This window comes from Acinetobacter sp. MB5, from assembly GCF_003261585.1.
Classification (GTDB): Bacteria; Pseudomonadota; Gammaproteobacteria; order Pseudomonadales; family Moraxellaceae; genus Acinetobacter.
In genome coordinates, this window is record NZ_POVU01000001.1 from 163207 (window position 1) to 180460 (window position 17254).

The 17254-nt window shown below is 43.4% G+C and carries 17 protein-coding genes; 3 read left to right on the forward strand and 14 right to left on the reverse strand.

All coding sequences use genetic code 11. The annotated features are described in order from the left end of the window. Position 1 precedes the first annotated feature (1 nt). From pcaF to paaA, 9 genes are read right to left on the reverse strand one after another with little or no spacing between them, the layout of a single operon-like run. Positions 2-1219: a 3-oxoadipyl-CoA thiolase gene (gene pcaF / locus C1A47_RS00750; RefSeq protein WP_111891452.1), complete on the reverse strand. Its 1218-nt coding sequence runs from the start codon at positions 1217-1219 to the stop codon at positions 2-4. A gap of 11 nt (positions 1220-1230) precedes the next feature. Next, on the reverse strand, positions 1231-2772 hold the full coding sequence (locus C1A47_RS00755; protein WP_111891454.1) for a 3-hydroxyacyl-CoA dehydrogenase: 1542 nt from the start codon (positions 2770-2772) through the stop codon (positions 1231-1233). Between the two features lies 1 nt (position 2773). Beyond that, entirely contained in the window at positions 2774-3565 is a 792-nt protein-coding gene (gene paaG / locus C1A47_RS00760; RefSeq protein WP_111892163.1) for a 2-(1,2-epoxy-1,2-dihydrophenyl)acetyl-CoA isomerase PaaG, read from the reverse strand. 4 nt (positions 3566-3569) lie between these two features. Beyond that, on the reverse strand, positions 3570-4343 hold the full coding sequence (locus tag C1A47_RS00765; RefSeq protein ID WP_111891456.1) for an enoyl-CoA hydratase-related protein: 774 nt from the start codon (positions 4341-4343) through the stop codon (positions 3570-3572). Between the two features lie 11 nt (positions 4344-4354). After that, entirely contained in the window at positions 4355-5416 is a 1062-nt protein-coding gene (gene paaE, locus C1A47_RS00770; RefSeq protein ID WP_111891458.1) for a 1,2-phenylacetyl-CoA epoxidase subunit PaaE, read from the reverse strand. Between the two features lie 23 nt (positions 5417-5439). After that, positions 5440-5940: a 1,2-phenylacetyl-CoA epoxidase subunit PaaD gene (gene paaD / locus C1A47_RS00775; RefSeq protein ID WP_111891460.1), complete on the reverse strand. Its 501-nt coding sequence runs from the start codon at positions 5938-5940 to the stop codon at positions 5440-5442. 20 nt (positions 5941-5960) lie between these two features. Next, positions 5961-6713, reverse strand: coding sequence for a 1,2-phenylacetyl-CoA epoxidase subunit PaaC (paaC, locus tag C1A47_RS00780; RefSeq protein WP_111891462.1), 753 nt, complete (start codon positions 6711-6713; stop codon positions 5961-5963). A gap of 15 nt (positions 6714-6728) precedes the next feature. After that, complete coding sequence (gene paaB / locus C1A47_RS00785) at positions 6729-7019, reverse strand: 1,2-phenylacetyl-CoA epoxidase subunit PaaB (RefSeq protein WP_111891464.1); 291 nt, start codon at positions 7017-7019, stop codon at positions 6729-6731. Positions 7020-7050: 31 nt separating this feature from the next. Continuing rightward, a complete protein-coding gene (gene paaA, locus C1A47_RS00790; protein ID WP_111891466.1) occupies positions 7051-7989 on the reverse strand; it encodes a 1,2-phenylacetyl-CoA epoxidase subunit PaaA in 939 nt (312 codons plus the stop codon). 265 nt (positions 7990-8254) lie between these two features. Here paaA and paaZ point away from each other — a divergent pair, with 265 nt between their 5' ends. The 3 genes from paaZ (at position 8255) to C1A47_RS00805 (ending at position 11822) form a co-directional block, all read left to right on the forward strand. Further along, positions 8255-10369, forward strand: coding sequence for a phenylacetic acid degradation bifunctional protein PaaZ (gene paaZ, locus C1A47_RS00795; protein ID WP_111891468.1), 2115 nt, complete (start codon positions 8255-8257; stop codon positions 10367-10369). An 82-nt stretch (positions 10370-10451) separates the two neighbouring features. Further along, positions 10452-11156: a CoA transferase subunit A gene (locus tag C1A47_RS00800; RefSeq protein ID WP_111891470.1), complete on the forward strand. Its 705-nt coding sequence runs from the start codon at positions 10452-10454 to the stop codon at positions 11154-11156. Positions 11157-11168: 12 nt separating this feature from the next. After that, positions 11169-11822 (forward strand): CoA transferase subunit B, encoded by a 654-nt coding sequence (locus C1A47_RS00805; RefSeq protein ID WP_111891472.1) that lies wholly within the window; start codon positions 11169-11171, stop codon positions 11820-11822. 68 nt (positions 11823-11890) lie between these two features. On the opposite strand, the gene lpxA is transcribed toward C1A47_RS00805, so the two are convergent. Genes lpxA through bamA form a run of 5 tightly spaced genes read right to left on the reverse strand, consistent with a single transcriptional unit; the run spans position 11891 to position 17248 of the window. Continuing rightward, a complete protein-coding gene (lpxA, locus tag C1A47_RS00810) occupies positions 11891-12679 on the reverse strand; it encodes an acyl-ACP--UDP-N-acetylglucosamine O-acyltransferase (protein ID WP_111891474.1) in 789 nt (262 codons plus the stop codon). A 7-nt stretch (positions 12680-12686) separates the two neighbouring features. After that, positions 12687-13163 (reverse strand): 3-hydroxyacyl-ACP dehydratase FabZ, encoded by a 477-nt coding sequence (gene fabZ, locus C1A47_RS00815; RefSeq protein WP_111891476.1) that lies wholly within the window; start codon positions 13161-13163, stop codon positions 12687-12689. A gap of 2 nt (positions 13164-13165) precedes the next feature. Next, positions 13166-14239 carry a UDP-3-O-(3-hydroxymyristoyl)glucosamine N-acyltransferase gene (gene lpxD, locus C1A47_RS00820; RefSeq protein ID WP_111891478.1) on the reverse strand — a complete coding sequence of 358 codons (1074 nt, stop codon included), beginning with the start codon at positions 14237-14239 and terminating at the stop codon, positions 13166-13168. A 3-nt stretch (positions 14240-14242) separates the two neighbouring features. Further along, on the reverse strand, positions 14243-14731 hold the full coding sequence (locus C1A47_RS00825; RefSeq protein WP_111891480.1) for an OmpH family outer membrane protein: 489 nt from the start codon (positions 14729-14731) through the stop codon (positions 14243-14245). Between the two features lie 57 nt (positions 14732-14788). Further along, positions 14789-17248, reverse strand: coding sequence for an outer membrane protein assembly factor BamA (bamA, locus tag C1A47_RS00830; protein ID WP_111891482.1), 2460 nt, complete (start codon positions 17246-17248; stop codon positions 14789-14791). Positions 17249-17254: the final 6 nt, after the last annotated feature.

The window sequence follows — 17254 nt, forward strand, 5'->3', positions numbered from 1 at the left end:
TTTAAACTGCACTGAGATTTTCCAGAATCAGTGCGACACCCTGTCCTACACCGACACACATGCTACACAAGGCGTAACGTCCTTGACGCTGTTTCAGTTCATGGGTTGCGGTAATCACTAAGCGCGTACCACTCATGCCCAGTGGATGCCCCAACGCAATCGCACCACCATTTGGATTCACGCGTGCATCATCATCACTTAACCCCAACTCTCGCAGTACTGCCAACGACTGCGAAGCAAAGGCTTCATTGAGTTCGATCACATCCATTTGTTCTAGGCTAAGCCCTGTTTGCTTCAAGACTTTGTGGATGGCAGGCACAGGTCCAATACCCATATATTTCGGCTCGACACCTGCACTGGCATAACCCACCACGCGTGCCAAAGGCTGTAATTGATGCTGTTCGGCAAATGCCTGACTGGTCATCAGTACACATGCCGCGCCATCATTCACACCCGAAGCATTGCCAGCGGTGACTGTTCCACCTTGGGTACGAAACGGTGCTTTGAGTTTTGCCAAGGCATCCAAGGTTGTTTCAGGACGCAAATGCTCATCTTGCGTGATCTGCGTGACCTGTTTTTTACGGTTGGTAATGTCCACAGGCATAATTTCGATATCGAAACGTTTCGCTTGTTGGGCTTCTGCGGCTTTTTGCTGACTGCGTAGCGCAAACGCATCCTGATCGGCACGGCTAATCTGATATTTTTCTGCCACGTTTTCAGCCGTTTCAGGCATGCTGTCGATCCCAAAATTCGCCTGCATTTTCTTATTTACAAAACGCCAACCAATGGTGGTGTCATAGATTTCAGGGGTGCGGGCAAAGGCTTCTTGCGATTTAGACTGCACAAAAGGCGCACGACTCATGGATTCAACCCCACCTGCCAGCATAAATTCTGCTTCACCCGCTTTCACACTGCGCGCTGCCAGTCCAACCGCATCCAAGCCTGAAGCACATAAACGATTGACGGTCACCGCAGGCACACTTTCAGGCAGTCCCGCCAACAGTGCTGCCATGCGCGCCACATTACGGTTATCTTCTCCCGCTTGGTTGGCACAGCCCAAAATCACTTCATCGAGTTGTTCCCACGGCAAATTGGGATGTTTATTTTTTAAATACTGAATGGGCAAGGTCGCCAAATCATCGGCACGTACTGAACTCAGCGCGCCTGCATAACGACCAATCGGGGTACGGATCAGGTCACAGATTACAACATTGTGCATAGTTCATTCCTTTATACTGACGCGGGCAAAGCTGCCAAATGTGAAAGTTGCTGTTGTTGAGCCAATAACTGTTTGAGATAAACGCTCGGGCGATATTTTTCTTCGCCATAAAATTCATATAGATTTTGCAAGGTCTTTAAAATGTGAGCCGTACCGATTTGCTGTAACCATTCAAATGGGCCTTGCGGATAATTCACGCCATATTTCATGGCATTATCAATATCTTCAGGGCTGGCAACTGCTTGCTGCACCGCTTCACAGGCTTCATTAATTAACAAGGCAATGATGCGTAGACTCAGCAAAGCTGGATGATCTTTCAGCCAAACGACGGCAACGCCTAAGCCTGCAAAAAAGTCTTCAACTTTCGCCAAATCTTCAGGCTGGCAAGACAGGTTATAACTGAGTGCAATCGCTTCGGCACTCTGCCAGTTGGCATGCCAGTCCATAACCACGGTTTTTTGCTGTGGATCGCTGAAATTCACAGCTTCACCATGACTCAACATCACGGCAATATCATCAATCCACAACACATTGTGTTTGGCAGCGACTTGTCGAAGCTCATAAGTCGCCTGTATCCGTTCCACAAATGCAGACTGATTGTTCCAAGACCCTGCCAAAGTTGCATCATCCCATTCAGCAGAAGTGCTTTTTGCCAAACTTGGCTGATAACGCGCTCGACTTGCATCGTTATAGTTATAAAATCCCTGACCTGTTTTACGACCATAACAGCCTGCATCGACCAATTGCTGTTGCACCAGACTCGGACGGTAGCGTGGTTCATAGAAAAATTGCTGATACACCGTTTGAGTGACTGAAAAGTTGACGTCTTGCCCGATCAGATCAGTCAGTTCACAAGGCCCCATGGCGAAACCACCGCACTGACGCAACAGATAATCCAACTGTTCAGGCGAAACCACTTGCTCTTGCAAGGCACGAAAGCCTTCCGAGTAAAATGGGCGAGCAATACGATTGACAATAAAACCAGGGGTCGACTGGGCTAAAACAGGAACTTTGCGCCACTTCAACATCAACTGCTGTAATGCCTGACACAATTGCACAGGGTTTTTTAAACCCTGAATAATCTCCACCAGTTTCATAATCGGCGCAGGATTAAAGAAATGCAGTCCCACGACACGCTCAGGTTGTGGGACTTGTGAAGCAATTGCGGTAATCGAAATCGATGAGGTATTGCTGGCAAAAATGGTATTGGCTGGGCAAATCTCGGCAAGTTGCTGAAATAGAGCCTGTTTAATCTGCTGTTTTTCGACAATTGCCTCAATTACCAAATCTACAGTTTTTAGTTCTTCTACAGCATTGGCAATAACTAGACGTGACCATGCCTGTTCAAGTTGCTCGGCAGTCAGTTTTTGTTTGGCCACCAGCTTTTCCAAAGTCATGCGTAGCGCTGCAACGGCTTGCTGGGCTTTCGCCAGATCCGTATCGTACAAATAAGTGTGATGACCATGACAAATGGCAAGCTGCACAATGCCCATGCCCATTGTCCCTGAACCAATGACCGCGATACGCGCATTGGACAAATCCCGATTCGCCATATCAGCACCCCGTATAATTGGGTTCACGTTTTTGCATAAAGGCTTGTACGCCTTCACGATAATCGTCCGAACGCCCTGCGATACGCTGTAAGTCACGTTCTAAAGTGAGTTGCTGTTCAAACGTGTTATGGCTGGACTGGTGAATGGCTTTTTTGATTAAAGACAGCCCAAATGTCGGTTGTTTTGCCAGACGCTCTGCCATTGCTGTGACTTTATCTTGAAGCTCAGCATCTTCTGCCACATCCCAAATCATGCCGAGTTGTTTGGCATCTTCAGCAGACAATTTATCGCCCAGTAACGCCAATCCCATCGCCCGTGCATGTCCAACTGCACGCGGTAGAAACCATGTACCGCCCGAATCTGGCACTAAACCCAGACGGCAAAATGCCTGAATAAAACTGGCAGATTTGGCTGCAATCACTAAGTCACATGCCAAAGCAATATTTGCCCCTGCACCTGCGGCGACACCGTTCACTGCACAAATCACAGGCTTGGGCATATTGACCAAAGTTTTAATCAGCGGGTTATAAAATTTCTCAATCGAAACACCCAAATCTGGCGCAGCCGCATCGGGATCGACCACACGATCACTCAAATCCTGTCCTGCACAAAAACCTCGACCTTCTCCACTCATCACCACACAGCGGATTTCAGGATTGACTGTCCAGTTTTTTAATACTTCCGCAACTTCCTGATGCATCGCCACATTAAAACTGTTGAGCTGTTTTGGACGGTTCAGGGTCAGATAACCCACCTGATTGTGTTCTTTAACTAAAATATGCTGATAATCCATCATCTTATTGTCCTTTAAATACGGGTTTTCTTTTTTCAAAAAATGCACTGATGCCTTCTTGGCGGTCTTGGGTGGCAGCCAGCCAGACAAAACTTTGCCGCTCCAGTTTTAAGCCCTGACTCAAACTGGTTTCATGAATATTTTTGACAGATTGTTTAATCACACGTAATGCCAGTGGTGCCTGTCGGGCAATTTTTCCTGCCAGTTCTACAGCGTATTGCACCGTTAGTGCTGTAGGTGAAACCTGACTACAAATCCCGTGCTGTAGGGCTTGCTTGGCACTGAGCATTTCACCTGTCATTGCCCAGCGCATTGCCAGTTGTTGCCCGACCAGACGGGCTAAGCGCTGCGTACCGCCTGCACCAGGCAACATGCCCAAACCAATTTCAGGCAAGGCAAATTTGGCATTTTCCCCACAAAGTACGATATCAGCATGCAGTACCAGTTCAAAACCTGCACCTAGCGCATAGCCATTTACCGCTGCAATCAAAGGCTTGGAAAAACTGTCAATTTTTTGCCAAAGCTGTGGGCGCTCATCGAGCTGCAAATTCACCATGTCCAAATCGGCAAGTTCTGCCAAATCTGCACCTGCTGCAAAACAGGAAACATGCCCAGTAATAACCACTACGCCGACATCTGGGTTTTGCTCAGCCTGTTGCAACAGCTCGACCAAATGGCGCAAGGTGGCATTGTTGAGGGCATTACGTTTTTCAAGTCGATTCAAACTCAGTAGCAATACTTTTTCAGCAGGGTAACTTTGCGTGATCAGTTCTTGCATCGTCATTCCCCTTACTCGTCAAAACTCAGGCGAACATCGGCCGTTTTTGGCAATGCCTGACAGCTCAAGACATAGCCTTTTGCTACTTCTTCATCTTCAAGGCTATAGTTGATCAGCATATCCACTTCACCTTGCAAGACCTTACAACGGCAGGTCGCACACACCCCACCCTTACAGGCATATGGCAAGTCTGCACCCGCACGCAATGCTGCATCTAAAATACTGTCATCTTGCTGCCCGACATCAATACGCAGTTCACGACCATCCAGCACAATACTGACCCGAGCCTCCTGACGATCAGCCTGCTGTTCTGCCGTACGGCGTTTGATTTCACCTGTATTAAAACGCTCAGTATGAATACGGGTTTTGTCGATGCCCAATTCAGGCAACACAATTTCTACAGCCTGCATCATTTCTTCAGGGCCACAGGCAAAACAATGATCAAAAATCGGTTCAAGCACTTCATGACCAAACAGTTGTTGCAACTTGGCAACATCAATCCGCCCGTTCATCAACTCACTTTCATTCATCTCGCGAGAAAAAATATTGATGAGCTGAAAACGGGTTTTGAACTGATCTTTCAAATCCATAATCTGTTCAGCGAACATGGTCTGTTTCCATGAACGATTGCCATACAACAAGGTAAAACTGGCTTCAGGCTGTTCAAACAACACATGCTTGATGATCGACAAAATTGGCGTAATGCCGCTGCCCGCAGCCACACCTAAATAATGTCGACCACCCTGTTTAGCCGCTTTCTGGAAAAATACCCCTTGAGGTGGCATGACTTCCAAGACATCACCCACCTGCAAATGCTCATTTGCCCATGTGGAAAATTGTCCCTGATCAATTTTTTTCACTGCAATACTGATATCTTCGGTAGCAGCATGACTGCAAATCGAATAACAACGGCGAATTTCACCTTGCTCTGTAAGATGACGAATGGTCAGATGTTGCCCTGCCTGAAAATCAAACTGGGACTGCACATCATTGGGTACATCAAAGGCAATACAAATCGCCTGATCGGTCTGCGGTGTAATGGTTTTTACTTTTAATGGAATAAATGTGTTCATGGCTGATTTCCTTATCTTCAGGCTCAAATGCACTTAAAATAGTCAAAAGGTTCGAGGCAATTTCGACATTGGTACAGTGCCTTACAGGCAGTTGAACTAAACTCGCTTAGCAATCGGGTATTGCGACTTTGACAATGCGGACAAGCCACACCATCAACCAATGCCACATGTGTCCCGCAGTGTTCAGCCTGACCTTGTGGCGGAGCAATCCCGTAAGCCTGCAACTTTTGCTTGCCCTGCTCAGACATCCAGTCCGTTGTCCAAGCCTCCGACAAATCCAGCAAAACCTGTACGGGTTCAAAACCCTGTTCATTCAGTGCCTGCTGAATCTGCTGTTTGAGCAAATCTGTTGCGGGGCAACCACTATAGGTTGGGGTTAGGCGTACCAGAATTTCATTTGCGGCATTCAGCTCCACCCCACGAATCATTCCCAGATCAATCACCGATAACACTGGAATTTCTGGGTCGCTGACACTTTCCAAAATCTGCCAGCACTGCTCAATACAATGTTGAATACGTTGCATGCCTCATCTCCCTGATTCGACTACCACACCATGTTGGGATAAGCGCGCTGTATGGATTGCATTTCTGCAAGCAAATAGCCCAAATGCTCGGTATGCAAACCTTGTTTAGCACCGCGACGATATGCCGTTTCAGGGGTTTGCAAGCTAAAGCGTTGTAGCTCAGCAGCAACTTGTTCATCCCAAAGGGTTTTATTCGATGCAAGATCAGGAATCACGCCTGTATCGACCAGCGTCTGTTCTTCTACCGTCAACTCAAAAAGCTCCGCACTAAAACGCCACAACTGATTCAGCGCTTGTTGCATGCGTTGATGGGCTTCATCTGTACTTAAGCTCAAGCGTTCCATCCAGCCTGTTGAAAAACGCAGGTGATATTTAATTTCTTTTAATGACTTGGTTGCCAATGCCGCGACTTCGGCATGTTGTGACTGTGCCAACGTGCTCATTAACAGCACATGGTAATGGTCGATTAACCATTGACGGACAATGGTCTGGGCAAAGTCACCATTCGGCTGTTCACATAGCAGTAAATTCAGAAATTCGCGTTCTTGACGAAAATACGCCAGTTGGTCTTCATCTTGTGGCGGGTTTTGTTGTTGCCCTGCCAACGTCAAGAAATTACGCGCCTGTCCCAGTAAGTCCAATCCAATATTAGCCAGTGCGATATCCACTTCCAGTTCAGGTGCATGCCCACACCACTGTGCCAAACGCTGTGCCAGTACCAGTTGACTGTCGCCAATATGCAGCAAGAATTTTGATAATGCTAAATTCGTCATTTTGATCATCCTTGCTTACATGTGCTCAATGCCATCTGGAATGTGATAAAAGGTCGGATGGCGATAGACCTTATCCAGTGACGGATCAAAAAATTCTGGCTTTTCATCAGGCTGAGAGGATTTAATCAGTTCAGAACGCACCACCCAAATGCTGATACCTTCATTACGACGGGTATAAACATCTCGGGCATGTTGCAGCGCCATTTCATCATCCGCTGCACGTAAGCTCCCCACATGGCGGTGGCTTAGACCTTGTTTGCTACGAATAAATACTTCATAGAGTGACCAGTGATTTTTCTGTTGCATGATTGATATCCTTATTCAAAAATCCGTATAGTTAAGCCACTTTGCTTTGAGCGACTGTGTGTTTTTGTGCATACACTGCGGCAGCATCTCGCACCCACTGACCGTCTTCCCACGCTTTACGACGTGCTTCGATACGTTCATGGTTACATGGGCCTTGCCCTTGGATCACTGCCATAAACTCATCCCAGTTAATTTCGCCAAAGCTGTAATGGCCTGTGCTCTCATTCCATTGCAAATCTGGATCAGGTACGGTCAAGCCAAGCTGCAATACTTGCGGCACGGTGTTATCGACAAATTTCTGACGCAGCTCATCATTACTAAAACGTTTAATTTTCCACGCCATGCTTTGCGCACTGTTCGGGGAATGATCATCACTTGGGCCAAACATCATCAGTGCTGGCCACCAGAAACGATTGACCGCATCTTGTGCCATCTGTTTTTGCTGCTCGCTGCCTTGTGCTAGCGCCATCATGGCTTCAAAACCCTGACGCTGATGGAAGCTTTCTTCTTTACAAATACGCACCATGGCACGGGCATAAGGACCATAAGAGGTACGGCACAATGCCACTTGATTGACAATTGCTGCGCCATCAACCAACCAGCCAATCGCTGCAACATCCGCCCATGACAATGTTGGATAGTTAAAGATGGAGGAATATTTCATTTTCCCTGCAATCAGTTTTTCCATCATGTCATCACGGTCTGCACCCAGCGTTTCAGCCGCACTGTACAAATACAAACCATGCCCTGCTTCATCCTGCACTTTGGCAAGAAGCACTGCTTTACGTTTCAAAGTTGGTGCACGAGTAATCCAGTTCCCCTCAGGCAACATACCAATGACTTCAGAATGTCCATGCTGTCCAATCTGACGAATCAAAGTCTTACGATAGGCATCGGGCATATCATCTTTGGCTTCTATGGCAATATCCTGTTCGATACAGGCATTAAATTTCTGATACTTATTTTCCACAGCAGCAATCCTTTTTGCTTCATATCCATGTTTCTATTTTTTGATACAACAATCATTATGTCAATATATTTTTATGTATCACTTTTTTATAATTATTTATTATTTTAAATAAATATATAAAATACAGCAACTTAAATAAAATTAATAAATCATATTTGTACAAAAATAATTAAAATACGATTGACAAGTGAAAAATTTTAAAAGAAATTATGAATCATATTTTTTAATTAATTTTATTTTACGTATCATAAAATGGAGTTTTAAGATGCTAGATCTCGACACCACCAATCCAGCTGAGCCCAATTCATCAGCCACCTCAACATCTGCTGAACAGCAAATTCCAAATCTGGCTTCTTTTGTATATGGGACATGGCACCATGCAACCCAGGATTTTCGTGAGGTCTATCATGCGATTAGTGGCGAGCCAATCTATCGTGTCAGCAGCCACGGTATCGACATGGCAAAAGCTGTTCACTATGTCAAACAGCATGGTGCTGAACTTGCGAACTGGACATTTCATCAGCGCGCCAACGCCCTCAAACAAATTGCTCAGGCGCTGCTTGAACGCAAAGAAGAATTTTATGCATTGGCAACTGCAACAGGCGCGACGCGTAAAGATGCATGGGTCGATATTGAAGGTGGGATTCAGACTTTATTTGCCTACTCAAGCTTGGTTCGTCGTGAACTGAATGATGAAAAAATCATTACTGAAGATGCGTGGATTCCACTCTCAAAACACGGCAGCTTTGGTGCAAAACATATTTTGTCTGCCAAAGCAGGTGTTGCCGTACATATCAATGCCTTCAATTTCCCGATTTGGGGTATGTTGGAAAAAATTGCACCAACACTTTTGGCAGGTGTACCTTGCATCGTGAAACCTGCAACAGATGGTGCACAATTGACCCAAGCTGTAGTTCATGCCATTTTGGATACCCAGCTTTTACCACAAGGTGCTTTACAACTCATCTGTGGACAAACCTATGATTTGTTTGAGCAACTCTCAGCACAAGACTGTGTTACCTTTACAGGTTCAGCCGATACAGGACAAAAATTACGTCAGCACCCGCACTTAAACCACCACTCAATTCCATTTAGCATGGAAGCCGACTCGGTCAACAGTGCTATTTTAAGTCCCGAAGCCAATGAAACTACCATTGAGCTATTTGTCCGCGAAGTCTTCCGAGAAATGACCAGCAAAGCAGGCCAAAAATGTACTGCGATTCGCCGTGCCTTTGTTCCTGAAAACCTACTCGATACCGTTCAGACCCAATTGATCAACAAACTCAAAAAAGTAGTCGTTGGCGATCCTGCTCGAAGTGATACGACAATGGGAGCATTGGCAAGCCTAAAACAAAAACAAGATGTTGCCCACAAAGTTCAACTACTGGCGCAAGAAGCCGAGATTGTATTTGGTGGTAACACCGATTTTGAATTTAATGCTGAATTCCCAGAACGAGGTGCATTTTTTCCGCCAACCCTGCTCCGCTGCACAACGCCAGATCAGGCTTCAATTATCCATCAAACTGAAGCATTTGGCCCTGTTTGTACCCTCATGCCTTATCAATCCATTGAACAACTTGCCCATCTAGTTGCGCGTGGCGAAGGGAGTCTGGTCGCTTCAATCGTTAAAAATTGCGATGAAAATATCGAAACACTGGTACAAAAAATTGCACCTTGGCATGGTCGCCTACACATTTTAGATGAAGAATCTGCCAAAGAAAGCACAGGTCATGGTTCTCCTCTACCTCACTTGGTTCATGGCGGACCTGGTCGTGCAGGTGGTGGTGAAGAATTGGGTGGTATTCGCGCAGTTAAACACTACATGCAACGTACCGCCATTCAAGGCTCACCCAACAGTCTAACTCAAGTCACACATGCATGGACTGCAGGCTCTAATGTCCGAGAAGACCGTGTTCATCCTTTCAAGAAAGATTTTGATGAACTGGTGATTGGTGAACGTCTACTTACTGCACGCCGCACCGTGACTGAGTCTGACCTCGTGAATTTTGCCTGCCTAAGCGGCGATCATTTCTATGCCCATACGGACAAAATCGCTGCCGCTAACTCCTTCTTTGGAGAGCGTGTAGCACATGGCTATTTCATTGTCTCGGCTGCCGCAGGTTTATTTGTCGATGCTGCCGAAGGACCTGTGATCGCCAACTATGGCATGGACAATTTACGCTTTGTCGAACCTGTTAAAATTGGTGACTCGATTCAGGTCGAACTCACCTGCAAACAAAAGACGCCAAAACCACAAAAAGACCCGACACAACCTGCACATGGCGTTGTAGTATGGGACATTAAAGTGAAAAATCAGCGTCAGGAATTGGTCGCAACTTACGATATTCTCACTTTGGTTGCTCGTGCAGCAGAGCACTAAGTATGATCATGCTGATGTTGTTTCTTCAGCATCAGCATCTCGCAACACTCATGGATATTTGAAACTATACAATGGAACTGCAATGAACAAGATCTATCCCGATAGTCAATCGGCAATTTTCGATATTATTCAAGACAATATGGTACTCGCTGTGGGCGGCTTCGGGTTATGCGGCATTCCAGAAATGCTGATTGAAACTGTGCGTGATTCCAATGCCCAAAATCTGACGTGTATCAGCAACAATGCAGGCATTGATGGCATCGGTTTAAGCCTGTTACTTGAATCTCGTCAGGTTAAAAAAATGATTTCCTCATATATTGGTGGCAACAAGGAATTTGAACGCCAATATTTAGCAGGCGAGCTAGAAGTCGAACTCACCCCACAAGGCACAATGGCAGAAAAAATGCGTGCTGCTGGTGCTGGTATTCCTGCATTTTATACCCGTACTGGTGTGGGTACAGTCGTACAAGAAGGCAAAGAAGTCCGTAATTTTGATGGTAAAGACTATCTGCTTGAAATGGCGCTGCATGCAGATATTGCCCTCGTTAAGGCTTATAAAGCAGACAAAGCAGGCAATCTGGTTTTTCGTAAGACTGCTCGAAATATTAACCCAGACTGCGCTGTTGCAGGAAAAATCACCATAGCCGAAGTCGAACATCTAGTAGAAATTGGCGATCTAGATCCCGATGAAATTCATCTGCCTGGTATTTATATTGATCGCATTGTGGTGAATGCCAACCCAACAAAACACATTGAAATTCGTACTGTTAAAACAGAAACTGCATAATGGAGCACCCTCATGGCTTGGACGCGTGAACAAATGGCTCAACGAGCCGCACAAGAATTACATGATGGCTTTTATGTCAACCTAGGCATCGGGCTACCGACATTGGTTGCCAATTACATTCCAGAAGATATCCATGTCTGGTTACAGTCAGAAAATGGTTTACTCGGTATTGGTGAGTTTCCACGAGAAGATGAAGTCGATGCCGACCTGATCAATGCAGGTAAACAAACCATCACCACCAAAAAAGGTGCTTCACTGTTTTGTAGTTCAGAATCATTTGCCATGATTCGTGGTGGGCATATTGATATTGCGATTTTAGGTGCGATGCAAGTTTCAGCGACAGGTGATATTGCAAACTGGATGATCCCTGGACAAAAAGTCAAAGGTATGGGCGGTGCAATGGATCTGGTTGCAGGTGCAAAGAAAATTGTGGTGTTAATGGAACATTGCAGCAAATCTGGTGAAGCCAAAATTTTGAATAAATGCAGTTTGCCACTCACAGGTTTAGGCGTAGTATCTCGCGTCATTACTGACCTTGGCGTATTTGATATTACACCAGAAGGCTTAAAGCTGATTGAACTGGCAGATCAAGTTGAGTTTGATGAAGTACAGCAAAAAACAGGTACGCCTATTATTAATCAACACCATTATTTAGAAACTGCTTAACCAGTAAACGTATAATTTATCCATAAAAAAAGATGCCATCAAGCATCTTTTTTTACACAATATTTTGCTTAACGCAAAATACCGCGCTCAGACTGTTCTAAAGAATCAATCAACAACTGAACTTCAGCAACTTCTGGCAAAATTTCTGCACGAATACGCTCAATGGCTTCAACTGTTGTCAAACTTTCTTTATAAATAAGCTTGAATGCTTCACGTAAGCCTTGAATCACTTGTCTTGACCAACCTTTACGACGCATTCCCTCAATATTCAAACCAAAAGCATGTGCGGGGTTTCCTGAAGCCATCACATAAGCAGGCACATCTTTAACAATCAAAGATGCCGCACCAATCATACTGTAGGAATCAATCTTACAGAATTGATGAATTCCAGAGTTACCACCGACCACAACATAACTTCCAAGATGAACGTGACCTGCCACGCCCACATTATTAGCAAAAATATTATGATCACCAATCTGACAATCATGAGCAATATGTGTATTGACCATCAATAGATTATGACTACCGATTTTGGTCAAACTATGATCTTGCACCGTACCACGATGCAGACTGCAATGCTCACGAATCACATTGTGATCACCAATTTCTAACCACGTTTCCTCGCCCTTATATTTCAGGTCTTGGCAAACCTCGCCAATGCTTGCAAACTGGAAGATCTCATTGTGTTCACCAATACGAGTATATCCGCCAATCACGACATGTGAATGAAGTTTAGTCCCCGCACCAATAGTAACTTGTGGACCAATCACACAGTAAGGACCAATTTCAACATCAGATGCAATTACTGCAGATGAATCAATAATAGCGGTTGGATGGATATATTCTTTATTGCTCATGCCTGCTCTAGATTTTTTGATGAGAGATAATAATTTCAGCAGTCGTTGCCACAATGCCATCTACGCTTGCAGTACAGTTGTACTTATAAATACCGCGTTTTTGCATCACAAGCTCAGATTTCAGTACAAGCTGATCCCCTGCAACAACTTGCTTTTTGAAGCGAATTTTCTCTGCACCTGCGAAAAGGAACAAAGAACCTGGCTGTGGTTTTTCGCCATTCATCACGAAACCCAACACACCAGAAACTTGTGCCAATGCCTCAATAATTAAGACACCTGGCATAATTGGATATTCTGGAAAATGCCCTTGAAGAAATTCTTCATTAATCGACACATTTTTATAACCAACGATACTGTTTTCGGTGATTTCTGTCACACGGTCAACCAACAGAAATGGGTAACGATGTGGCAAATACTCACGAATTTGCTGAATATTCATTGGTAATTCTGGTTTATACAAATCTTGATTTTGTGACTCAGTCATATTCATTTACGCATATTAAAAGTTGATTCAAGTGACTCAATACGAGTTTGTATATGATCAAGTCGTTTGACAATTTGGGTCAATGGCACATCTGCTAATTGTCTTAGGCGAACAACTGTACGACGCCAATGCCCACTTTCAAATAAACCAGTGCCTGAAGAATATGTGCCAGCCTCAAAAATACTTTTTGTGACCATTGACATTGCAGTAAATGTCACATTATCAGCAATATTTAGATGCCCAGCGACCCCACAAGCGCCTGCAAGTATACAGTTTTTGCCAATCGTTGTGCTACCCGCAATGCCTGTTTTTGCAGCAATCGCAGTATTTTCTCCAATACGCACGTTATGTGCAATTTGCACAAGATTATCTACAATGACCCCATCTTCCAAAATTGTGTCATCTAATGCACCACGATCAATACTACAATTCGAGCCAATCCGCACATTATTACCAATTTTGACTGAACCGAGCTGAGCAATACGATGCCATTTTCCTTGATAAGGCGCAAAACCAAATCCTTCGCTACCAATCACGGTATTGGCATGAACACGGACATTATTACCAAGTTTAGAAAAGCCTGTAATCGTGACATGTGAATCTATAAAGCATTTTTTACCAATTTCCACACCATCATCAATTTTGGCATGTGACTCAATAAAAGTTTCATCCCCGATTACACAGTCTTCACCAATCACAACATAGTGACCAATATAAGCACTATCAGAAATGATCGCTGAAGGATGGATTTGGGCAGTACTCTCAATGCCTACATCTGTTTTTTTAATTTCAAACACATGGGTCAGAATTGCAAAAGCAAGGTAAGGATTATCAACAATAATAAAGTTTTGATGGGTCGTCGTCAGCTGTACTTGTAATTCTCGCGTGACAATCAATATCGCAGCTTGAGACACTGCTGCCTGTTCCAGATATTTCTCTCCATTGACAAAAGAAATATGCTGTAATGTCGCTTGCTCTAAACTAGACAAACCTGAAACTTTCGTTTCAGGCTGTCCAATCAATTCACCATGAACTAAAGATGTAAGATCTTTAAGTGTATATGAACGCTGAATCATTGATTATTTCATCGCATTAACCTTTTGAATCATTTTATCAGTTAAGTCGCTCTTAGCGTCATAGGCAAGTGCTGAGTTTTTATTCAAAACAAGATCCAAATTGTTTTCTTTACGCAATTGTTCAGCTGCTTGTTGAACGCGAGTCGTAAATGTTTGACCTGTTGCCTGAGAAGTTGACTGTACACGCTGCTGAATATTTTGCTCTAAAGAGTTAATTTCTTTTACTTTTGCATCATATTGCGCTTTAAGCTGTTGTACTTCTGCTGGTTTAGCTGTAGCCGCTTTGGTTTGTAAATCCTGAATATCTTTATTCAATTGCTCAACGCGATTTGCTGAAGGCTTCACTGCTTGCTGCAAGCTTGCATTTTGTTCTTTCAAATAAGTACTACTTTCTACAACACGTTGCATATCAACAATACCGTAGCCCGCTGCATGAGCTACATTTGCAAGACCAACACCCGCCATTACCAATGCTACTGCTAATTTTTTCATTTACATATCCTTACTTAAATCATCATATCTTTTTAAACGATCAAATCAGAGTCGAACTTAGAAAGTTCGACCGATTTGGAATTGTACAGCCTGAGTTTGGTCATTTGTTTTCTTGTTCAATGGGAAAGCATAACTGATTGAAAGAGGACCAATCATGGTATTCCATGTCAAGCCAAAACCAACACTATAACGCAAGTTACCTAAGTCAAAACCATAATTGTCTTTACAATATTGTTTTGCTTCCGCAGCAGTATATGTTGTTGTTCCAATATTAAAAGCACCAACATTACAGTCAGTATCAAATACATTACCACCTTCGGCGAATAGAGTTGGACGAACATTACGCGCCCAATCACCTTTTGATGGTACTGGTAAAATCAATTCTGCCCCAAATTGTACAAGCGCATTTGCACCTGTAGAATCTCGACTACTGCTTTGAGTCAAGTTATTAGCGCTATAGTAAACACCAGGATAAGCTGGGCCTAAAGTATTATCCTCATAACCACGAACTGAGCCCCAACCACCTGCATAATAGTTTTTCCAGAATGGCAAATCATGTCCATAGCCTAGTTTTCCATAACCATGAATTCCCCAACCCTTTTCACCAATTGGGAAGAAAGCTTGAGCACTATAAGTCAATTTTTGATATTCAACATCACTGCCAGGCAACGCTACTTCCAAGTTAACACTATGTAACTGACCAGATGTCGGCAACATTGGTCTGTTTAAAGTATTAAATGACCAACCCAAATTTACAAGGTAATTTAGATATGTTCCTTCAAACTCACTATCGTAAGTATCACCGCCAGAAGTTGTTGTTGCAGTAGCTTTTACCTTACCACCATGACTCAGCAAATAATCTCTGAATGCAACAGAACCATACGCATCCGTTGAAATATCAGTACTTTCTAAGCCCAATGACCCACTAATACTCTGGTTTTCATCAATCGGGTAAGACAAACTTGCGTTTGCACCGACTGTTTTCGAATAGTAGTCACTGACGTGATAGTCTTGATAAGGCTTAGTTTCTTTATAGTAAACATTATAACCAGCACTAATTCCATCAATTGTGAAATATGGATCTGTTACTGCTAAATTATAAGAGGTTGAATATTGCGACTTGGTAAAGTCGAAACCTACACTTTTTCCTGTACCTAAGAAGTTAGACTGGCTAATACCCGCCTGATAGGTAATACCACCACTTTGTGAGTAACCTAAAGCTAAAGTACTTGTACCAGAATGTTGTTCTTCTACATTAACATCTAGATCAATTTGGTCAGGTACATTTGGAATACGGACTGGTTTAATATCGACTGTTTTAAAATATCCAGTACGTTCTAAACGTACTTTAGAAAGATCAATTTTTTCATTGCTTGCTAAAGCACCTTCCATCTGGCGCATTTCACGACGTAATACCTGATCTTCAGTTTTAGTATTCCCCGTGAAATTGATCCGACGAATTGTGACTTGCTGACCTGGATTAATATAGTAATTTAGATCTACGGTCTTTTTATCATTGTCAATTTGCGGAACCACATTAACTTCGGCAAAGTAATAACCCGCATTACCATATTTACGTAGTAATAGGTTTTTAACCGCATCTACTTTTGCTTGAGAATACGTATCACCATCTTTATAAATCTGAAGTGTTTTTAATTCTTCAGGCTTAAATAATGTATCACCCAAGAATTTAGTTTGACCTACTTTAAATTGCTGACCTTCGGTAATTGAAACCTCAACAAAAACATTTTTCTTGTCATCACTAATGTTGAGATTAGATGAATTTACTGCAAAATTCACATAACCAGCATCTAAATACAATGCACGCAAAGCTTCTAAACTTGAAGCCATACGCTCTTTTGCATAGCGGTCATTACGCGTGACAATTGATGACCAACTGCTTTCTTTTAAAGAAAATGCTCGCTTAATATCATCATCACTAAAGACCGTGTTACCGATCACACTAATGTTAACAACTTTTGCAGCTTTACCTTCGTTAAAATCAATAGTCAAGTCAACACGATTATTTGGGCGTGGCGTTGTTGTCACTTTAATATCAGCGTTATAACGACCCTGCTGGTTATATTGCTGTTCAAGCTCAGTTTCAAGGTTTTGTAAAGTTGCTTTTTTCAGCACTTCACCTTCCGCGATCCCCATTTTTTTCAAACCGTCTTGCAACGCTTCTTTCGGGATTAGCTTATTACCTTTCAATTCAACTTTAGAAATAATTGGACGCTCAACAACATTAAAAACTAAAGTATTCCCCTGTTGGGTTGCTTTAATGTCATCAAATAAACCTGAGTCATATAAAGTATGTATTGCGTTATTAAGCGTCGCATCATTGACACGATCGCCACTTTTAATTGGCAACATACTATAAACATTGGCAGGAGTTAAGCGAACTAAGCCTTCGATTTTGACATCTTGAGCAATAAACTCATCCGCGGCATAAACTTGTTGTACAGCTGCCATTGCACTAACCAGTGCCAAAGGCATTAAAAAATGTGAGTGACGCATGCCTAT